The 17,470-nt window shown below is 42.4% G+C and carries 8 protein-coding genes and 1 tRNA gene; 5 read left to right on the top strand and 4 right to left on the bottom strand.

Going from position 1 to position 17,470, the window contains the following annotated elements:
• Positions 1–19: 19 nt before the first annotated feature.
• Positions 20–95 (bottom strand) — tRNA-Arg (locus KPY62_RS00925).
• A gap of 77 nt (positions 96–172) precedes the next feature.
• The gene (locus KPY62_RS00920) at positions 173–1,015 is read right to left on the bottom strand and encodes a hypothetical protein (RefSeq protein ID WP_216580417.1); all 843 of its coding nucleotides are present in this window, start codon (positions 1,013–1,015) and stop codon (positions 173–175) included.
• A gap of 557 nt (positions 1,016–1,572) precedes the next feature.
• Here KPY62_RS00920 and KPY62_RS00915 point away from each other — a divergent pair.
• From KPY62_RS00915 to recD, 3 genes are all read left to right on the top strand, one after another.
• Positions 1,573–5,952 carry an exodeoxyribonuclease V subunit gamma gene (locus tag KPY62_RS00915; protein WP_216580416.1) on the top strand — a complete coding sequence of 1,460 codons (4,380 nt, stop codon included), beginning with the start codon at positions 1,573–1,575 and terminating at the stop codon, positions 5,950–5,952.
• 81 nt (positions 5,953–6,033) lie between these two features.
• On the top strand, positions 6,034–10,503 hold the full coding sequence (locus KPY62_RS00910; RefSeq protein ID WP_216580415.1) for a UvrD-helicase domain-containing protein: 4,470 nt from the start codon (positions 6,034–6,036) through the stop codon (positions 10,501–10,503).
• 118 nt (positions 10,504–10,621) lie between these two features.
• Positions 10,622–12,958, top strand: coding sequence for an exodeoxyribonuclease V subunit alpha (gene recD / locus KPY62_RS00905; RefSeq protein WP_216580414.1), 2,337 nt, complete (start codon positions 10,622–10,624; stop codon positions 12,956–12,958).
• Between the two features lie 275 nt (positions 12,959–13,233).
• Here recD and KPY62_RS00900 read toward each other — a convergent pair whose 3' ends face one another.
• Positions 13,234–13,797: a hypoxanthine-guanine phosphoribosyltransferase gene (locus tag KPY62_RS00900; protein WP_201624165.1), complete on the bottom strand. Its 564-nt coding sequence runs from the start codon at positions 13,795–13,797 to the stop codon at positions 13,234–13,236.
• Between the two features lie 107 nt (positions 13,798–13,904).
• The gene (locus KPY62_RS00895; protein ID WP_216580413.1) at positions 13,905–14,573 is read right to left on the bottom strand and encodes a hypothetical protein; all 669 of its coding nucleotides are present in this window, start codon (positions 14,571–14,573) and stop codon (positions 13,905–13,907) included.
• A gap of 514 nt (positions 14,574–15,087) precedes the next feature.
• On the opposite strand from KPY62_RS00895, the gene KPY62_RS00890 reads away from it, so the two are divergent.
• Positions 15,088–16,767 carry a carbon starvation protein A gene (locus KPY62_RS00890; protein ID WP_216580412.1) on the top strand — a complete coding sequence of 560 codons (1,680 nt, stop codon included), beginning with the start codon at positions 15,088–15,090 and terminating at the stop codon, positions 16,765–16,767.
• Positions 16,768–17,090: 323 nt separating this feature from the next.
• Positions 17,091–17,369 (top strand): cory-CC-star protein, encoded by a 279-nt coding sequence (locus KPY62_RS00885; protein WP_324033930.1) that lies wholly within the window; start codon positions 17,091–17,093, stop codon positions 17,367–17,369.
• The last annotated feature ends 101 nt before the right edge of the window (positions 17,370–17,470 follow it).

Below are 17,470 nucleotides of genomic sequence, written 5' to 3'. Positions count from 1 at the left end.
TATGTCTAAATACAATGATTGGTGCGCCCACCAAGACTCGAACTCGGATCGATCGCTTAGGAGGCAACTGCTCTATCCTGTTGAGCTATAGGCGCATAAGGGAGGACTATTGTAAGAAAATTATCATAAAAAAGCAATCGGCTGATTATAAATAGTCGTTATTCACTAGCATTTATCTACCGCTGGATAAAGCATCAGTGATTTTTACTGAATCGTTATTATTAGCAGCTTTGCTACGAGATGTGGGATTAAACAAATCATCTACACTGCTTTTATAACCATCGATATTGTCATAATTATATTTTTTTAGAATATCTTGGCCCGTGCTAGAAAGCAGAAAATTGCGGAAAGTAACCGCTATAGGATTATTGTTCAAAATAACGCCTTGTACTGCTTGTTTATCTTTTAGAGCATAGCTAAACGACACTAAATTTCGGGTCTCCTTGTTGGTGCTCTTGGCTATACTGGCTGGAGTATTGCTATTGCTATTATCACTACTAGCTTGCACTGTAGTGTGAATCACCTTTTCTACGCTGCCTGAAGTGACGCCTTTGATTAAGGTTTGCTCAGCTTTGACTTGCGCTTTATTGAGTAAGGCTTGTAAAGCGGTTATCTGGGTTTCACTGAGCTTATCATCAGTAATAATCATGTCGGTATTGAAGACTAAGGGCAAAGGTTGGGCCGCTGATAGCGTAGTATCGGCTAAGGTAAGCAGTGAGTTCGTAGGCATGTAGTGCACTAATACTTTTACTTTAGGATAGCGAGACTCAAAGCGCACGATCACCTCATCTAAAGGGGCTTGTGAGACATCGGCTGCCTGTAGATGCAATAGGCTAATAGCGCTATCAGCATCATCATTCTCGTTATCATTAACGGCTGCTATAAAGTCACTGGACACAATCGGTAATGGGTTAGAATTTATTGCATTACTGCTCCATAGCCAAGCAAACACTGCAGCAAAAATCATCAATACTAATAAGATTAATCCTGCCAATAGCAGCTTATAGTTTTTCATAGAGGCGAGCTCATCACTTTATAGTTATGCAATTACAGAGTTTTAGAAGAGTAGCAGCAGTTAGAAGAGCAGCGACCATTTATTATATTGTCTATAAGCTCAGCTAGCATAATAATGAGTGCTCTTCATCTTTAATATTCAATAAGCTTACATTCTATACTATGGCTGGTTTTTAATACGACATCAGATGTCGCAAGCTAGCTAATGGTGGCTAGTATAATTAACTACCCCCTAGCAAATAACCTTTATCAATGTCACACTAAACCTGCGACGACTGTAGCCGCATAACGCAGGTTTTATACGGTAGTCAGCACTAGTTAAACGCTTTATTGACCAATAACTAATGTCTGCAAATAATGCCTGCTGGGTTCTAAACAGCGCTATTTTAACAGAAATCCAAAATAGGCACGACTGTAAAACTTGGCCTTGAGCGCTACTTAGTTTATAAACTATTCACTCATAAAGTCAGCTAGCTTACATGACTATCTATGAATTGCTTACTATTAGTTACTCGTTGCTTATTACTTACTATCATTATTATAATTAGATCCCTATTTATGTTTACTATCATTCAATCGCATCGTACTGAACGTCTAGTTGAGCACTTACTGAGTGCTTATAAGTCTAAAGATCAGCCTATTTTTGCAGAGTTTATTGTTATTGTACCTTCTATGGTGCTTGGTGATTGGCTGGATAAGTCTATTGCCAGTCAAGCTGGTATTAGCACTTTAGTCACTACCAAGTTTTGGGGACAGTATCAATGGACGTTGATGCAAAAAGTCTTGGCTGAGCACAATATATGGTTAGAAGCCAATCAGCGTTCGTCAGAGATAGTTACCGTGCCAGAAGTAGCAGTGTTGACTGGGGCGGTGATGCAGTGGCGTCTGTTTGGTTACTTTACTTATTATCAAGCACAGATTATGGCTGATGATAAGCACCCTTTATATCCGCTATTAATAGCGTTACTGGATGAAGGCTCAGATCGCAGTCAGCAAGATATACGCTTATGGTCATTGGCGACTGACTTCTCGCGAGTATTTAGTCGTTATCTAAACCATCGCGATGATTGGTTGAAGCTATGGTCTGACAATCAGGCGGTGGATGTAGAGCTACTCATCGCAGCCAAAGATAAGCTGACCTTAGAGTTTGACAGCAATGCTGGCATGACACCTGAATGGTTGGTTGCCCATTATACTGAGCTAGAAGTCGCTCAGAGGCATTTATGGCGCTTGTTATTCTCTGCTGTCTATCAGCATCGCGCTTCTATTGAGACCCGCTTTTGGCAGATTATGAAGGCAGATAGCCTTGAGACTGGGGTAGACGTGCCAGCGCTATTACCTAAGAAGTTGCATATTTTTACTATTCAGCAGTTGCCACAAAACGAGCTGGACTTTTTGCAGCAGCTGTCAAAGTATATCGACATTACCTTACTGCATTATAATCCATCACAGCTGTTCTGGGCGGACATCGTCGATAAGCAATGGTTACAGCGTCAGCAAGTGATCAATCCTAAAAGTGTGTTTTTACGAGATTATGGACATACGCTTTTGTCACGTCTTGGCAAGCAGTCACGTGAGACTTTTGCCATGCTGGCGAGTCTATCGGGTAATGAGCAGCATAAAGATTTTAAGTTAACTTGGCAGGATCAGTTCGACGATGAGTCTGAGGATGACCAAACTATAGAGCAGCCGCTAAGTCTGCTGGCACATTTGCAGCAAGATGTATTGATGCTTGATGAAGGGGCTACGCAACAGACTACTGCTGGGCGTTTGAGTGCTGCGCTTAGCAAACAGCTTCAATCTGATCTGAGGGATGAAGTCGCTATTGACGAAAATAGCCTAAGCAGAATTGATGATAACAACCATGACCATAATGACAATAATGCATGGTATAGCGATGACAGCTTAAAAAGCAAACAACACCAGCAAGCACGGCAGTGGCAATTATCACAATATGATAACAGCTTGAGTATTCATTCTTGCCATAACCTACAACGTCAGCTGGAAGTGCTGCGGGGCATGATAGGTCGCTGGCTCAATGAGCAAAATACTGATGGAAGCACACGCCATCTATCAGATATTGTAGTGTTACTACCTGATGTCGATCGTCATCATGAACTCATAAATTCAGTATTCGTCAATGGACAAGGGCAAGATGGTCTGAGCTTGCCAGCTAAAGTAACTGGCGTCGTTGATAAGTCTATTCGACAGTTGTGGGAAGCAATACGTGGTTTTTATGGCCTACTAGGTAGTGATAGTGCGCGCTTTGAAGCGGCTGAAGTGTTTGATTGGCTGATGCTGCCCCCATTGTATGAGAGCCTTGGTTTAACTCATGAGCAGATGAGTCGGGCTTGTGATTTACTAGAGCAAGCGGGTTTTGTACGCGGTTTTGATGAAGCGCACCTACAGCAAACGCTCGATAGTGGAGATTATGATTATCGGTTTAGTTTTTCTCATGCCTTAGATAAGGTGGCGTTGGGTTTAGTCATGCCAGAAGCGCCTATTAGTACTTGTCTATACCCCGAGCATTGGCAGGATAATACCTTAGCCGAAAAAACCGTGCCTATGTCAGCGATTGGGTTGACTGATGCGGCGATTGTTGAAGCGTTATGTCGGGTCTATAGCGGCTTAAATCATTGCCGTTATGAGTTTCAAGCTCGGCATAATGCTGAGAATTGGCTCAATAATATTGAGAACCACATCATTCATCCGTATTTTGGCGCTCTTGACCAAACCCGGCCAATGCGGGCTATTTTTAACGCTATGAATGGCTTTAAGAGTAGCTTAAGGGCGAACCGCCATTACCAGCATTATCATACTGACAGTGACCACCAAGCGGACGCTATGCTAGAGGAGGCCTTTGATTCTTCTAGTAGCTCGAAGTCATTACAGCTCGAAGCCAGTCAAGTAGAGGCCAAGCTGTCGCAAGTTAGTAATTTACCACTTAAGCTAAGCTTTATGCTGGATAGTATTGAAGATGAGCTTGAGAGCCAGCAAGTCAGTGCTGAGCCGACAGGGGTGATTACTTTTGGGCGCTTTGGGGCCTTGCGTAACGTACCCTTTGGTCTAGTAGTGATGCTGAATATGGATTTGTCCGAGTTTCCTAATCGTGACCGTGACAACCGTTATGACTTGATGAAATCTGGGCTGGCACGCCGCGGTGATCGTTTTAGTGAAGACGATGATAATGGCGCATTTTTGGATGCTGTACTCTGTGCTCGTAATGCTTGCTGGATTTTTTATAATGGTCAGCGCCTAACAGATACTCATGAGCATTTGCCCGCCAATCCGGTAAGTGAGCTGTTGCAATTTTTAAAAGGTGAAGTGCAGTGGCAGTGGGATCCGTTAAAAAACGAGCAGCTTAACCACAAGCTGTTAGTGACTGCTAATAGTGAAGGTGATGAGGGCATTGATGCTGATACTGATGAATGGGCGTTGACTGCGCAAGTGCAGCGTTATTTACCTAAGCTAATCGAGCAATGGTTGGTTACTCAGCATCCTGCGCTACCCTTTGCTCAAGAAGTGTTTGTACAGTCGCCAACTGCTTTAGCGGATGCAGATAATTCAATGGCTAGCGACGATAGTGGACAAGCCCTTATTAGCTTATTAGCACACGCTATGCAAAAAGAAAAAGCCTATCAACAAAGCACTAATGCGCCAGCACGAGTTTGGCATGAAGTGTTTGAGCGCTTGCAGTACCAGACTGATGAGCGGGTTAACCCAGTAAAAGTCAACTTGCCCAGCAAAGAGGATTACGCCAATATTGCTCAGCGTATTGAGCTTATTAATTCTTCTATGCTAGTCCCAAAAGGTAGCGACGAAAGTAATAAAAGTAATGAAAGTCGTTTTGAAATTAACCAAGTAGATATGCAATATTTGTACTACCAAGTGCGTCACCCTGCTAAGCATTTTTTACGTGAGCAGCGAGTACACGTAGTAGCAGCTAAAGATGAAATGGCACACCAAGAGCCTTTATCTTTATCAGGGCTGGGGGCTTATGAAGTTAATTCACAACTGTTGGATGAGCTGCACAAAAATAACAGTAGTGATACTAGTGGCGCCGACAATCTAGCGGTTAAAAGTTTGAACAAGCTATTATATGATCCAGTGATGCCAGCAGGTGTGGCACGTCAATCCACCTTACAGTATCAACAGCTCAAGCTACAGCAGCAATGCCAAGAGTTTGCTGAGCAGTTAGCCGCGCTAGGTATCGATATTGATGCTAATAACGATAGTGCTAATACTGGCCATAGCTCTTTACTAACCCCTTGTGCTGAGACTATGACCACAGTGGCTACTCCTGATATAAATCTGCATGGTCAATTGCAGATTAAAGGCCTAGTACCGCTAGCCAGTCACCGCTCAGACCCGTCGTCAGCTGAGCCGTTATCCCCTGGACTGTGGCTAAATATCCTACCTAACAGTGCCCGCACTCAGTACTTACTGCGCTTTTGGTTAGCTCATATCTATTGGCAAGTGGCAAGGCGTACTACAGCGCAGCAAGTCGCGGCTGGCGATGGTAGAAGTATTTGGCGCTTTAATAAAGGTAGCGATGAATACAAAAAATTTAAAGGTAAAACCACCTTCCAGCTAGCACCTATAGCCTATGACCAAGCCCTAGCAGAGTTATTAAAGTGGATAAGGTTCGCATATTTGGCTGGTAGGACGCCAATGACGGTATTGCCTGTCCATGCAGTCGCTTATCTTGATAAAGTAAACGCCGCCACAGATAGTAGTTATCAGCCTAAGCGCAGTGATTTTGACAGTTGGTTATGGCCAAGCTATAACAGTGACATTATTTATGATAGCTGCGCCCAGCATGAATTATGGCAATATATCCTTGATAAGCAAGATGCCTTTACTAAGCTGGCGGATGCCTTGCCAGCATTAGCAAAGCCTTTATTTGCGGCGATGGACGAAGCCCTAATGGCGTTATAAGGCCCTTCATAATGCTTGTACGGCTTTTTGACGGCTGATGCATAATGATATTAATCGTAAGACTTTGAACAAGTGATTTTTATGGATCAAAATAATAATACTGATAATGGCTTAGAGACAGTTGGTCATGACTATAACAATGCCACAGCTGATCACTTAGGTACTAGTGTAGATAGCCATGCTATCAATTGTCAGGCTACCCCTATATCAGAACAGCCGCCTGCTATCCGTATCAAGCTCAATGGTAAGTATCTTATAGAAGCCTCAGCGGGTACTGGCAAGACTTGGACTTTAACGGGTATTGTTCTACGTCTACTAATTGAGGCAAAACGGGCTCCTGAACATATTATCGCCACTACTTTTACTCGGGCAGCTGCTGCAGAGATGCGTCAACGCATCCATGAGCGTTTGGTTGATTTTTATCAACTACTACAGTGGTTTAGTAAGCTACCAATTACCCCGGCTACTCGAGAAATACTCTATCCGCAGCTAAAAGATACCAGCGCTAAACACGCGAATAATGGCTTAAATAATAGAGCTGACAACAGCGATAGAGACTCTAAGCTAGCTAATGCAGCTAGCAAAAAGATAAGCATAGAGCAGCAGAAAAAACGCCAGGACTGGCTCAAAGATCAAGCTAAGCTCTCAGGCAATAAGGATCTTATCGATGATCCTATCAATAGCTATTTGCTCGAGTATCTACTAGATCATACGGAAGAGTATCCGTTAGCTGACGCTCTTAGACGCTGCGCTTTGGTTTTGACCACTTTAGATAAGCTGTTCGTTGGTACCTTGGACAGCTTGTCACAAAAGTGGCTGTCTGAATATAGCGCTGAGACTGGACATCAGCAAGGCATCCAAATCAGTGATCAAGAACAGCTAGTGTTAGAGAGTATTATTCATGATGTCGTGCGTGGCCACCACAGCTACTTATATAACCAGCACAATCAGGTTTATCAGCTATTGCAGCATACTAAGCGACTCACCATACCAGCTGATCATCTGAATGTCGCTAATAAATCGTTGCAATTTATCTCAACGCCTATCGAGACTGTTGAGATGGGGCCCGAGATAGATTTTGCTGCATATCAGCAAGCCTTAGATGATTTTGTACAAGGTGATTTAAAGGATGTCGAACCGTATTTTGATAAAGACTACCGTAAGGCTCAAGGGTTTCATGGCACAGCGGGTCTAGGCGCTAAAATGGATAGAATTGCTCATATTCAATCTGCTATTCAAAAAAATGGGAAGTTATTTTTTGCTCATTTAGATGACGAAACCCAGAAGTTCTATGAGGCTCTACCTCTGGCTTTTTTAGCTAAAGAAGAAGGTGGCAAGGGCTTTAATGGCAATAAAGAACCCCAGCGTTTAGCTTTTACTAGTCTAAACACCATTCAAGCATTAAAACTAGTAACTGATTATGCCAATCAAATTGAGTTATATCTTGATGCTTTAGTCGAGAACCTAAACCGTGACATAGCATTAAAAGTAAGGCAAAAACTGCCATCAATACTCGAAGCCAGGCGCGAGACTACTTTTGCCTTGCAAATGGTGCGCTTAAACCAAGCTTTATCAGGCAGGCAAGGTGAGAGGCTGGCACGTTATATTCGCCATCATTATCCAGTAGCACTTATCGATGAGTCTCAAGATATCAATGGCGAACAGGCGCGCATGATTGAGCGTATTTACTTGTCTAAAAGTAATGACAGCACTAATCAGAAAGTTGGTCGAGGGTTTTTACTACTAGTAGGGGATCCTAAACAAGCGATTTATGGTTTTCGTGGTGGTGACGTCGCCAACTATAACGCCATGAAAGCCAAGTTTGATAAAAACAACATTATGAGCCTTGATGTCAATAGACGCTCTAATAAAGGTTTGGTTACCGCACTGAACCACTGGTTTGGTAGACCGAATCCTGTAGCTGAGTCAAAACAGGCCGTTATTGATGGTGCTAGCCAATTAGCGCAGTTAGGTAATAGTATCTATTATCAACATATAACCGCCTCAAAACTCGATTCGCGGCTCTCGTGGCAAACTGAGGGAGATCAATCCTCAATAGCGCCGTTAGCGCCTTATCCTATTCTAGCTAATAGCCCAGTGAGTGTGATCCATCTGCCTTACGATAAGCAAGCTAAGTACGATGCTTGCGAGCTCACAGCGTTGCATATAGCGGCATTACTAGCCAGTAAGCAAACTATTGATGGTCGAGCTATCAAGCCAAATGATATCGGGGTACTAGGACGCCGCAAGCAAGAGTTAAAACAAGTCGAGGATATGCTCAGTAAGCTGGGAGTATCTACCTTAGAGACCGCAGAAAAAAACGTCTTCGATACGGCTATTGCCGCTGATTTAGCTGCCTTATTAGAGGCTATGCTACGCCCACAGCGCCGAGATATTATTAATCGGCTATTGACTAGTAATTTCTATCAGTTGAGCTTAACTGACGTGCAAGCGCTAATGATAGATGAGGACGATAGCTCTACTGCTATGACTAGCGAGCAAATAGCCCTAAAACAGCGCTATCAAGACTTCCAGTTGTATTTAAAGACCGCAGCGTCGTATTGGCAGCATAATGGGGTGTTGTCAGCATTGCATTACCTGTTTGCTCGTAACCCTATGGTTGAGCAAAACCTGCAGCTGTCTACTCAGCAAGCCAAAAGCCAAAACGTTTGGGTCGGTCTTGCCGACTTAGAAGACGGCGCACGCTATATAATGGATTTGCGTCAACTGCTAGATATCTTAGCGCAGCATGGCATGCACATCGGTGAGCATGAGCTACTAGCATGGTATAAAAAAAATATGCATAGTAGTCGAACGCCAGAGTGGGCACAGCAGCAGCCACTGCCAACAGAGTCGGGCGTACAGCTAATGACTATCCATAAGTCCAAAGGCTTAGAGTTCCCGATTGTCTATGTGATCGGTATGGATAGTGCTAGCCCTAAGGCTGGCGGTCGTAGCGCTCATAATCTATTTCTATATGACTATGATATTGAGGATAATAATACCGAGCGCCGCTTATCTGCTAGTAAAGGAAAGCTGCATAGTAAATCAGCTAAAGGCGAAACCGCCAAAGACTACTATGCACAATTTGAAACGACTGAGAACTATGAAGAGTTCAGACGACTGGCCTATGTTGCTTTTACTCGGGCCAGTGAGCAGCTGTACATGGTATTTAAGGATGGTTATAACAAAACAGATGCAGAGCGGAAGCCAAGTCTGCAATGGTTGAGTTGTGAGGATCACAAGTTTGTACTACCAGATAGATTACAGCCTTATATTAGCTGGCTAGAATATGCTGCTATTCAGCCTGTAGCTGAAGCCATTATTAGCAGCAGTTACGCCTCTAAAAGTACCGCTAACCCTGAGTCGCTAGTTAGTGCTGATAGCGCACTGCGTATCGATTATCAGACTGCCTATGCGCAAATACAACGTAACTCGTTTAAAGGTTGGGCTAAGACTAGCTTTACGGCTTTATCGCGTCAGCTTGGCGAACAGAGCAAAGCTTTAGCTATTTTTGATGACAATATAGAGGACGATTTAGATCTAACCGATAGTTTAAGCTTATGGTCTAACAAGCAGGCTGATAGCAGTGGTCGGTCGTCGCTAACGGCTGATATCAATGCTAATGCCAATATTGATAACGACAGTAGTGATAGCAGCAGTGATAAAGATAGCAATGAAATTAGCGCAGACAATATTCGCTTTCGATTTATAAAAGGCGCTAATGCGGGTACTTTTTTGCATGAGATTTTTGAGAAGATAGATTTTAATAACCCTAGCAAGTGGTCAGCGATTATTGACCAAGGTATTCGTCAGTACCAGCTGCCTAGCAGTTATAGCAGCGCTGAACAGCAACAGCGGCTATTACAAAATAAAGCGCCAAGGTCAGACACTCAAATTCAGAGTGATGATGACTCGGATAAAGCGACACAAGATCTAGCGCTAGCAGCCGCACATAATGAACTAATAGCTTGGGTCAGCGATATCTTAGCGGCGCCTTTACTAGCCTCTGGTCAGCCTTTGCAGGCTATCAGGACTGATCAACGTATTGCAGAATTGAGTTTCAATATGGGTCTGGCAGCAGACTTTATGCCTGAGCATATCAATGAGGTCTTTAGCCAGCACTTACCGGACGAGCCAGAAAAGCATATTACTCTTGATAGCCAGTATTCTAGCTATATCTACCGCTATTTGCGCGGTGAGATCGACTTAGTTTATGAGTATGCTGGCAAGTATCATGTATTAGACTATAAGAGTAATTACTTAGGAGATAGCCTAAGCAATTATAATGATGAAAGCTTAAGTGCCGCAATGAACAAAGCAGGGTATTGGCTACAAGCTGCCATCTATCAAGTGGCCTTGCATAGATTTTTGCGTCTGCGTATAGAGGGTTATTCGGGTAACGAAACTAGCTATCTGGGCGCAGTAGAGTATGTGTTTTTACGAGGTATTGATTCGCTAGGTGTTCATAACTACGGACGTATCAAGTGGGATGTTCCCTTTACGCTGATACAAGCCTTGGATGAGATGTTTGGTACGCCAAGCAGTTAGGCTCAGTTGGTTTATAACGAATAAGCACGAGGTCAGCATTCTACCAGTGCTACTGAAGAAAAAATAGCTCTTAAAGCAGTTAAAAATAAGCCACAGCACTATTAACTACGGACCCATAATGACTCAATCAGCAGATAAGCAATTATTAATCAAGCCATCGACCAATGCAGCGAAAAAAACATCGACTAAGCTTGCAGCTAGCTCCGTTTCTGTAGTTCAATCACCGCTAATAAGTCGTGGGCAAAGCTCGGTTGAAGCGGGTAGTGTTAGTAGCAGTTGGGCGCTGACTGTTAGCGACTATTTACTACAGCGTCGAGCGCAAACCCAAAGCGCTTATAAAGGCCAGTTGCAACCTTCACCATCAGTAAGCACTGCTCTAGCTAAGGCCGATAATACTAGCCAAGACTATCTATTCACTGCCATATTTGCGCTGCTAGTACAGCGCTTAGAGGAAGGTCATACAGTATTAGTATTAAATGCCGAGACAGATAATGCTTCTGTTAATACTGCTGCTATAAGCGATGACCTGCAGGACCGACAGACTAGCTTTGATAGTCTATACCTCTGGCAACAGCAGCTTATGCAACCTTTACTCCAGCCTTTATTGTCGCAGGCACAAGGCAGCTTTGCTAGCGAGCTAGTTTCTGTAGACTTGTTGATGCAGTCAGATAGTGAGTTATGGGTTAAGACCGTATTACAGTCCACTTTGCCTAAGTATGAGCTGCAAATATTGCAGCAGCATTATCAAGTTTGCTTAGGACTTTATAAGCAGTTGCAACAGCTAGCGCACTATAGTGATTCATCAAAAAATAGCCTAAGCAAATTTACAAATATACTAAACCAACAACTCCTTTTTAGCCAAGCAAAAAAAGAAAATGATCGGCCTATAGTGTGGCAAGTACAGAGCAGATTAGGTGATGACCCTATCCAAGTCACCTTATGGCTACATCGCACTTGGCAAGCAGAGTTCGCTTTAGCTGAGAATATTATGCGCATTAAGCAGCAACAAGTGCCAGCACTGCCTATAACGCTTAATGCTTCCCTCAATCCCGAACAACAACAAGCTATCCATATGGCCAATCAATCGGCTTTTAGTATTATCACCGGTGGACCTGGCACGGGTAAGACTTTTACTGTAGCTCAATTAGTAATTGCGCTACAACAAGCACAACTATCAGATCCTACAAGGGCAGGGGATAGCAACAAGGCCAATCTTGCTTTAGCCGCGCCAACTGGTAAAGCTGCTCAGCGCATGCAAGAGTCGTTGCAAGATGCCATACAGCAAGCAGGCATTCAGATGCAGCTGCCAGAGGCTAAGACTATACATCGACTGCTGGGTATCGGCCAAGGTGGGCAGCCTCGCTATAACAGTGACAATCCACTAAGCGAAGACATTATCATTGTTGATGAGGCTTCTATGCTTGGGGTGGAGTTGGCCAATCATTTAGTCAGCGCTGTAAAGCCGAACGCTAGACTTATTCTATTAGGTGATGCTAACCAGCTTGCGGCGGTAGATGCTGGCGCGGTATTAGCTGATCTATGCCAGTTACCAGCGCTGCAAGAGGTTAGTCAAAGGTTAACTCTTAGTAGACGCTTTACTGATGATTCTGGGATCGGACAACTTGCGCGGCTGATCAATCAAGACGATAAGAATATGCAGGAAGTTTGGCAACTGATAAATAACAATCAAGCGCTAAGCTTTCATCATCTACGTCGACAAGCAGAGTCTCAATCTGAGCAACAACAGTTGTTCATATCTATTCATACAAAAAATAGCCTAGGCAATTATGAATTTTTAAGTATGTTAACTCAAAATTACGAAAATTATATGAACAAATCAAAAAGTTCTCTAAAAAAGGCTCAATTAGCGAAATCCGTGCCAAATGATAGTATAAGAGAAGATTTCAACGATTTAATAGCCTCGTTAAATAATTTTCGCATTCTTACAGCCGGTCATCATGGGCATTGTGGCGATCATAACATCAATCATTATCTGAGCGAACAGCATAAATTTAAGCTCAAACTGCCGTTGTCAAAGTCCTCTTGGTATCATGGTCGTCCGATAATGATACTACAGAACAACTATGAGCTAGGATTGTTCAATGGTGATATAGGGATCTGTATGCAAACTCAGGCAGGGCAGTTGCAAGTGTTCTTTGAGAACAAAGCCCAAGGCATAGCCATTAATATGTTTAGCGATGAGATGATTGCCACAGCTTATGCTATGACTATTCATAAATCACAAGGGTCAGAGTTTGAACATGTGGCGATAAGTTTCGATGACAGTAATGGGCGATTACTGAGCCAAGAACTAATCTATACGGCGGTCACTCGTGCTAAACAAAAAATATCTATATTCAGTACTAGTTCAGCTTTTACTCATGCCCTCAATACCCCAACAGTTCGCCAAACCGGTCTCGGACTACAGTTCGAAAAAATACAGACTATAAACTAGGGTTAGAAATAGCAATGTATTGGTTTAAAGCAGCAGTAAAGCTAGTTGAGAACGCCACTTATACACCTAGTAAGTTAGTTATTACTAACCTCAAGGAAGGAACGCAGATCGCAACTTAACTATTTCTTTGCAGTGAGAGACATTGGCTCACTACTACCTGTAGATAAAATCCTAGCGCTTTATGGTCAGTAGCCATTATTGTTAGCAATAAGTCTTAAAATAAAGCAAAAAAAAGCATCCAAAACGGATGCTTTTTTAATTATTAATACTTAATTTTATAATTTGTCTTCTTTAATGGCATAGATGCCTGGTAAATGACGCAAGTAACCATGAAAATCCATACCACAGCCGTAGACATAACGATCAGCGACTTCAATACCAACAAAATCAACGTCAAAATCATTCACTTTACGGTCATGCTTCTTATTAAGTAGCACACAAGTTTCGATAGAAGCAGGGCTTTCTTTACCTAGTTCCTCAACGATTGTTTTTAAAGTGATGCCTTCATCAAAGATATCATCAATCAGTAATACATGCTCGCCTGCAATATTGACGTCAGGCTTAAATTTCCAATCAAGCTCATTAGTACCTTGGTTATCACGATAACGAGAAGCATGGATATAGTGCATACGATGGTAAAAGGTTAGATGAGTAAGTAGTTGTCCAGCAGGAATCAAACCACCATTCATTATTACCATTACGATTGGGTTAAGACCCACATAATGTAGATTAAGCTGCGCGGCAAGGCGCTCATATGCTGCTGCAACTTCGATACTACTGATAAGACATTCTGAGTTACGTAGAGTCTGTTCGATTTCTTGATTACTGATCTGAGTCATAGGGTGCGCCTTCGGTAAAAAGTGCTGCTTATTTTAGCAAGGTTTAAGTGATTTTCCTAATAAACATCACTATTCAAGCAAAATTAGTATGGTTTTAGCTGAGCGCTCTATTGAGACTTTTCGACGATAAAAGGCCGATAGTAATTTGCCAAGCGATTCATTGAAGTATCTGGTAGATCCGGTAGCAGTTTATTTAGGGCCATGCTCATGCCTTTGTCGATTGCCGCTTTAGCCATCGGCACAGACTTGCGTTTTATCATTCCTAACTTGAGAGTTTCAGCAAAGCGGGTAATGAAGTGAGTTAGCGTTGCCTCATTCATAGTCTCAAGCGCGGCTCTAAATTTTACTGCATCGACACTCTCTGGGGTCACAGCAGCAAAACCTTCGACAATCTTTTGAGCTTGTTGCTCAGTAAGCTTAAAGCCAACACGACTACACCCTTCGTTATCAATGAAAGTAGCTTTATCTTTTAGGAAGTTAAAACTAGGCATGACTTCTTCGTTGTTCTCTTTACCCAACAGAATATTAAGCAGAGTATCAGCAGCTTTTTCGATAGTGATAATAATTTTGCTCATTGCTGCCTGACGCTCAGGATTGGGGATATTATCAATCAACCCTACTAACAAGTTATCAATAAGATCCTTAGCCGTCTGTTTAGTCAACACATCACGATAAGGGTAGTAATCTACCGATTGCTTAGATTCGATAATTTGTTCTGCTTCTTTAATCAGTATCTTTAGCTCGTCTGAAGGTATGAATCCAAAATAATGTGCCATTATGCTGCCTATGTCGAAGGTTCTTTAGTTGTTGTATGCAATGATACCGTTTACTGACTTAATAGCGTTACATTTTTTGTCATATCAGTTACAATCCCAGTCAACGCTGATTTACCAATCAGCAGCTGATTACTCCTAGGTTGATAGCATTGAATAAGTGCGAATACATTAATAAATTACTGTAATTATAGCTTAAATTTTTTCGTGGTTTGTTAACTATCGGCTATTATGCACTTAGTAGTTCACCATAATAAATCATTATCATAACTTATCATACTTGCAAGATTTTAATCGCCAAAGTTTACATGGCAAAATAATAACTCCTGCATAGCGCAATACCCCAAAAAGACAACTTCAGTATTTAGCTACTAGTATAAATAGGGCAGTTGCCTTTTATCAGCGGTTAGCTATGCAGAAAAATGATAAGCACAATAGAATATAGTAATAGGCAAAACACTGTTTCCAAACTATTTCCCCATTATCTAGGAAAAGATAAAATAAAAGGAGCAAAGGAATGAATAGTGCCATCGTGTTAATAGTTGGCGTCGCTTTGATGCTATGTGGTTATGCTTTTTACTCAAAGTTCATAGCCAGTAAGATTCTAGGATTAGATAACAGTATTGCCACGCCAGCCCATACTATGAAAGATGGAGTGGATTACGTTCCTACTAACAAGTTTGTATTATGGGGCCACCATTTTACTTCAGTCGCTGGAGCAGCACCGATCATTGGTCCAGCTATTGCGGTCATTTGGGGTTGGTTACCAGCAGTTATTTGGGTGGTTTTTGGTACTATTTTTATGGCGGGCGTTCATGATATGTCTGCCATTTGGGCCAGTATGCGTAACCGAGGTCAGTCTATCGGCTCGATCGCTGGTACAGTTATGGGCACGCGCGTCCGCAGCTTAATGATGGTAGTTATTTTCTTATTATTATTAATGGTCAACGCCGTATTCGGTGTGGCTATCGCTAATATGATGATTAAGACACCGTCAGCAGTATTGCCAGTGTGGGGCGCATTAGTCGTGGCCTTTATCATTGGTCAATGTATTTATCGCTATAACATGAATTTGGTTTGGGTCTCCATCATTGGGGTGATTGCTTTATATGGTCTTATCTATTTAGGGCCTATGTTCCCAGTCGTATTGCCAGAAACTATCATGGGACTACCTGATAATGCGGTTTGGATCATTATCTTGTTTGCTTATGCAGCAGTAGCTTCGCTATTACCTGTATGGATGCTATTACAGCCACGCGATTATATTAATGGCTTACAGCTGTTCGTCGGTCTAATCTTACTATACGCCGCTATATTTATCTCAACTCCTGACATTGTTGCGCCAGCAATCAATACTAACTTACCGATGAGCGCGCCTTCTATCGTGCCATTGTTGTTTGTTACTATTGCTTGTGGAGCTATTTCAGGCTTCCATGGCCTAGTAGCTACGGGGACTACTTCTAAGCAAATTGATAAAGAAGAAGATACCCGTTTTGTTGGCTATTTCGGAGCTTTAGGCGAGGGCATGTTAGCCCTTGGTGCTATTCTAGCGGCTACTGCTGGATTTGCCACCCTAGGGGATTGGCAAGCGGTTTATCAAAACTTCGGTGATGGCTCTATCGGTGCCTTTATCGACGGTGGTGCTACTATCTTGAGTAATGGTGTTGGTATCGACATGGTATTATCACAAACTATGCTTACCGTTATGGCGGCATTGTTTGCTGGTACGACTATGGATACTGGCGTACGACTACAACGCTATATTTTCCAAGAATTTGGCGAATTTTATAACTTGCCAATATTGAATAAAGGCTCAGTAGCGACCTTCTTAGCCGTAGGAACCTGTCTGCTATTAGCCTTCGGCGCTGGCGGTATTGATGGTGCTGGTGGCATGATTATCTGGCCATTGTTCGGAACGACTAACCAGTTGATGGCGGCCTTAACCTTAATGGTGGTTACGGTTATCCTATTACGCAAAGGTAAGCCGGTTTGGTACACCTTAGCACCACTGTGCTTCTTATTAGTAATGACTTTACTTGCGTTATTGATTCAGCTGAAAACTTTCTATGATGAGGGCAACTGGCTATTGATTATTATGGATATAGTCATTCTTATTGCTTCAGTATTAGTCACTTTTGAGAGCTTTTCGGTACTGCGCCGTGAGTGGTCGACCTATAAGGGTAAGAAAACCAGTTAACCCTTAGTTAAATAAAGGGTTGTAACAGAAAAACGCTGGCAGTTGCTGGCGTTTTTTATGCTCAATAAAAGCAGGCATGATATATAGATAAATTGATAGACAGGTAGATTGAGAGATTTAGAAACAGAATAAATAAAATACCAATCACTTAGCGACTGATAGCTATACGGATATAGAGCACAAAATGCTATATTAGCTAAAAACATGAATAATTAGGGTCAATTATGCATAATAAAGATGATGACAATTTGATAAGTGGTGTCTTTGAGACTTCAGAGGGTTTTGATCCTTTATCAGACCTGCCAGCTGATAGCGCAGACGATATAACCCCTATAACCACTAACAGCTCAACTTGGTGGCAACGCTTTTCGGCAGGGCTTAATGAGTTCTATCATGCCCCTTATCGACAAACTATGGCGCGAGCAGCACGTGATGAAGAAGATTTCTTTATGCTGCTAATGTTTGCTGAGAGCTTAGGGATTGATAATCCAGCGAGCTTTTATACCTTAGAATTGCAGCCGCTGTTCTTAGAGAACTTCCATGAATGGCATACGCGTATGGGTATGGATAGATGTCCGTTTGACCATGTTGGTTGCTGCTAGTGATGTTAGCTACTATGCATAGCCCACAAGCAGAGTAAGTCAACCTTAGCTAGCAATAAGCACCGCCGTAAAAATTTAAGCTTAGCCTAATTGCTTAGCCT

This window comes from Psychrobacter sp. TAE2020 (assembly GCF_018919485.1).
Classification (GTDB): domain Bacteria; phylum Pseudomonadota; class Gammaproteobacteria; order Pseudomonadales; family Moraxellaceae; genus Psychrobacter.
This window is presented reverse-complemented; position numbering and strand designations above follow the sequence as displayed.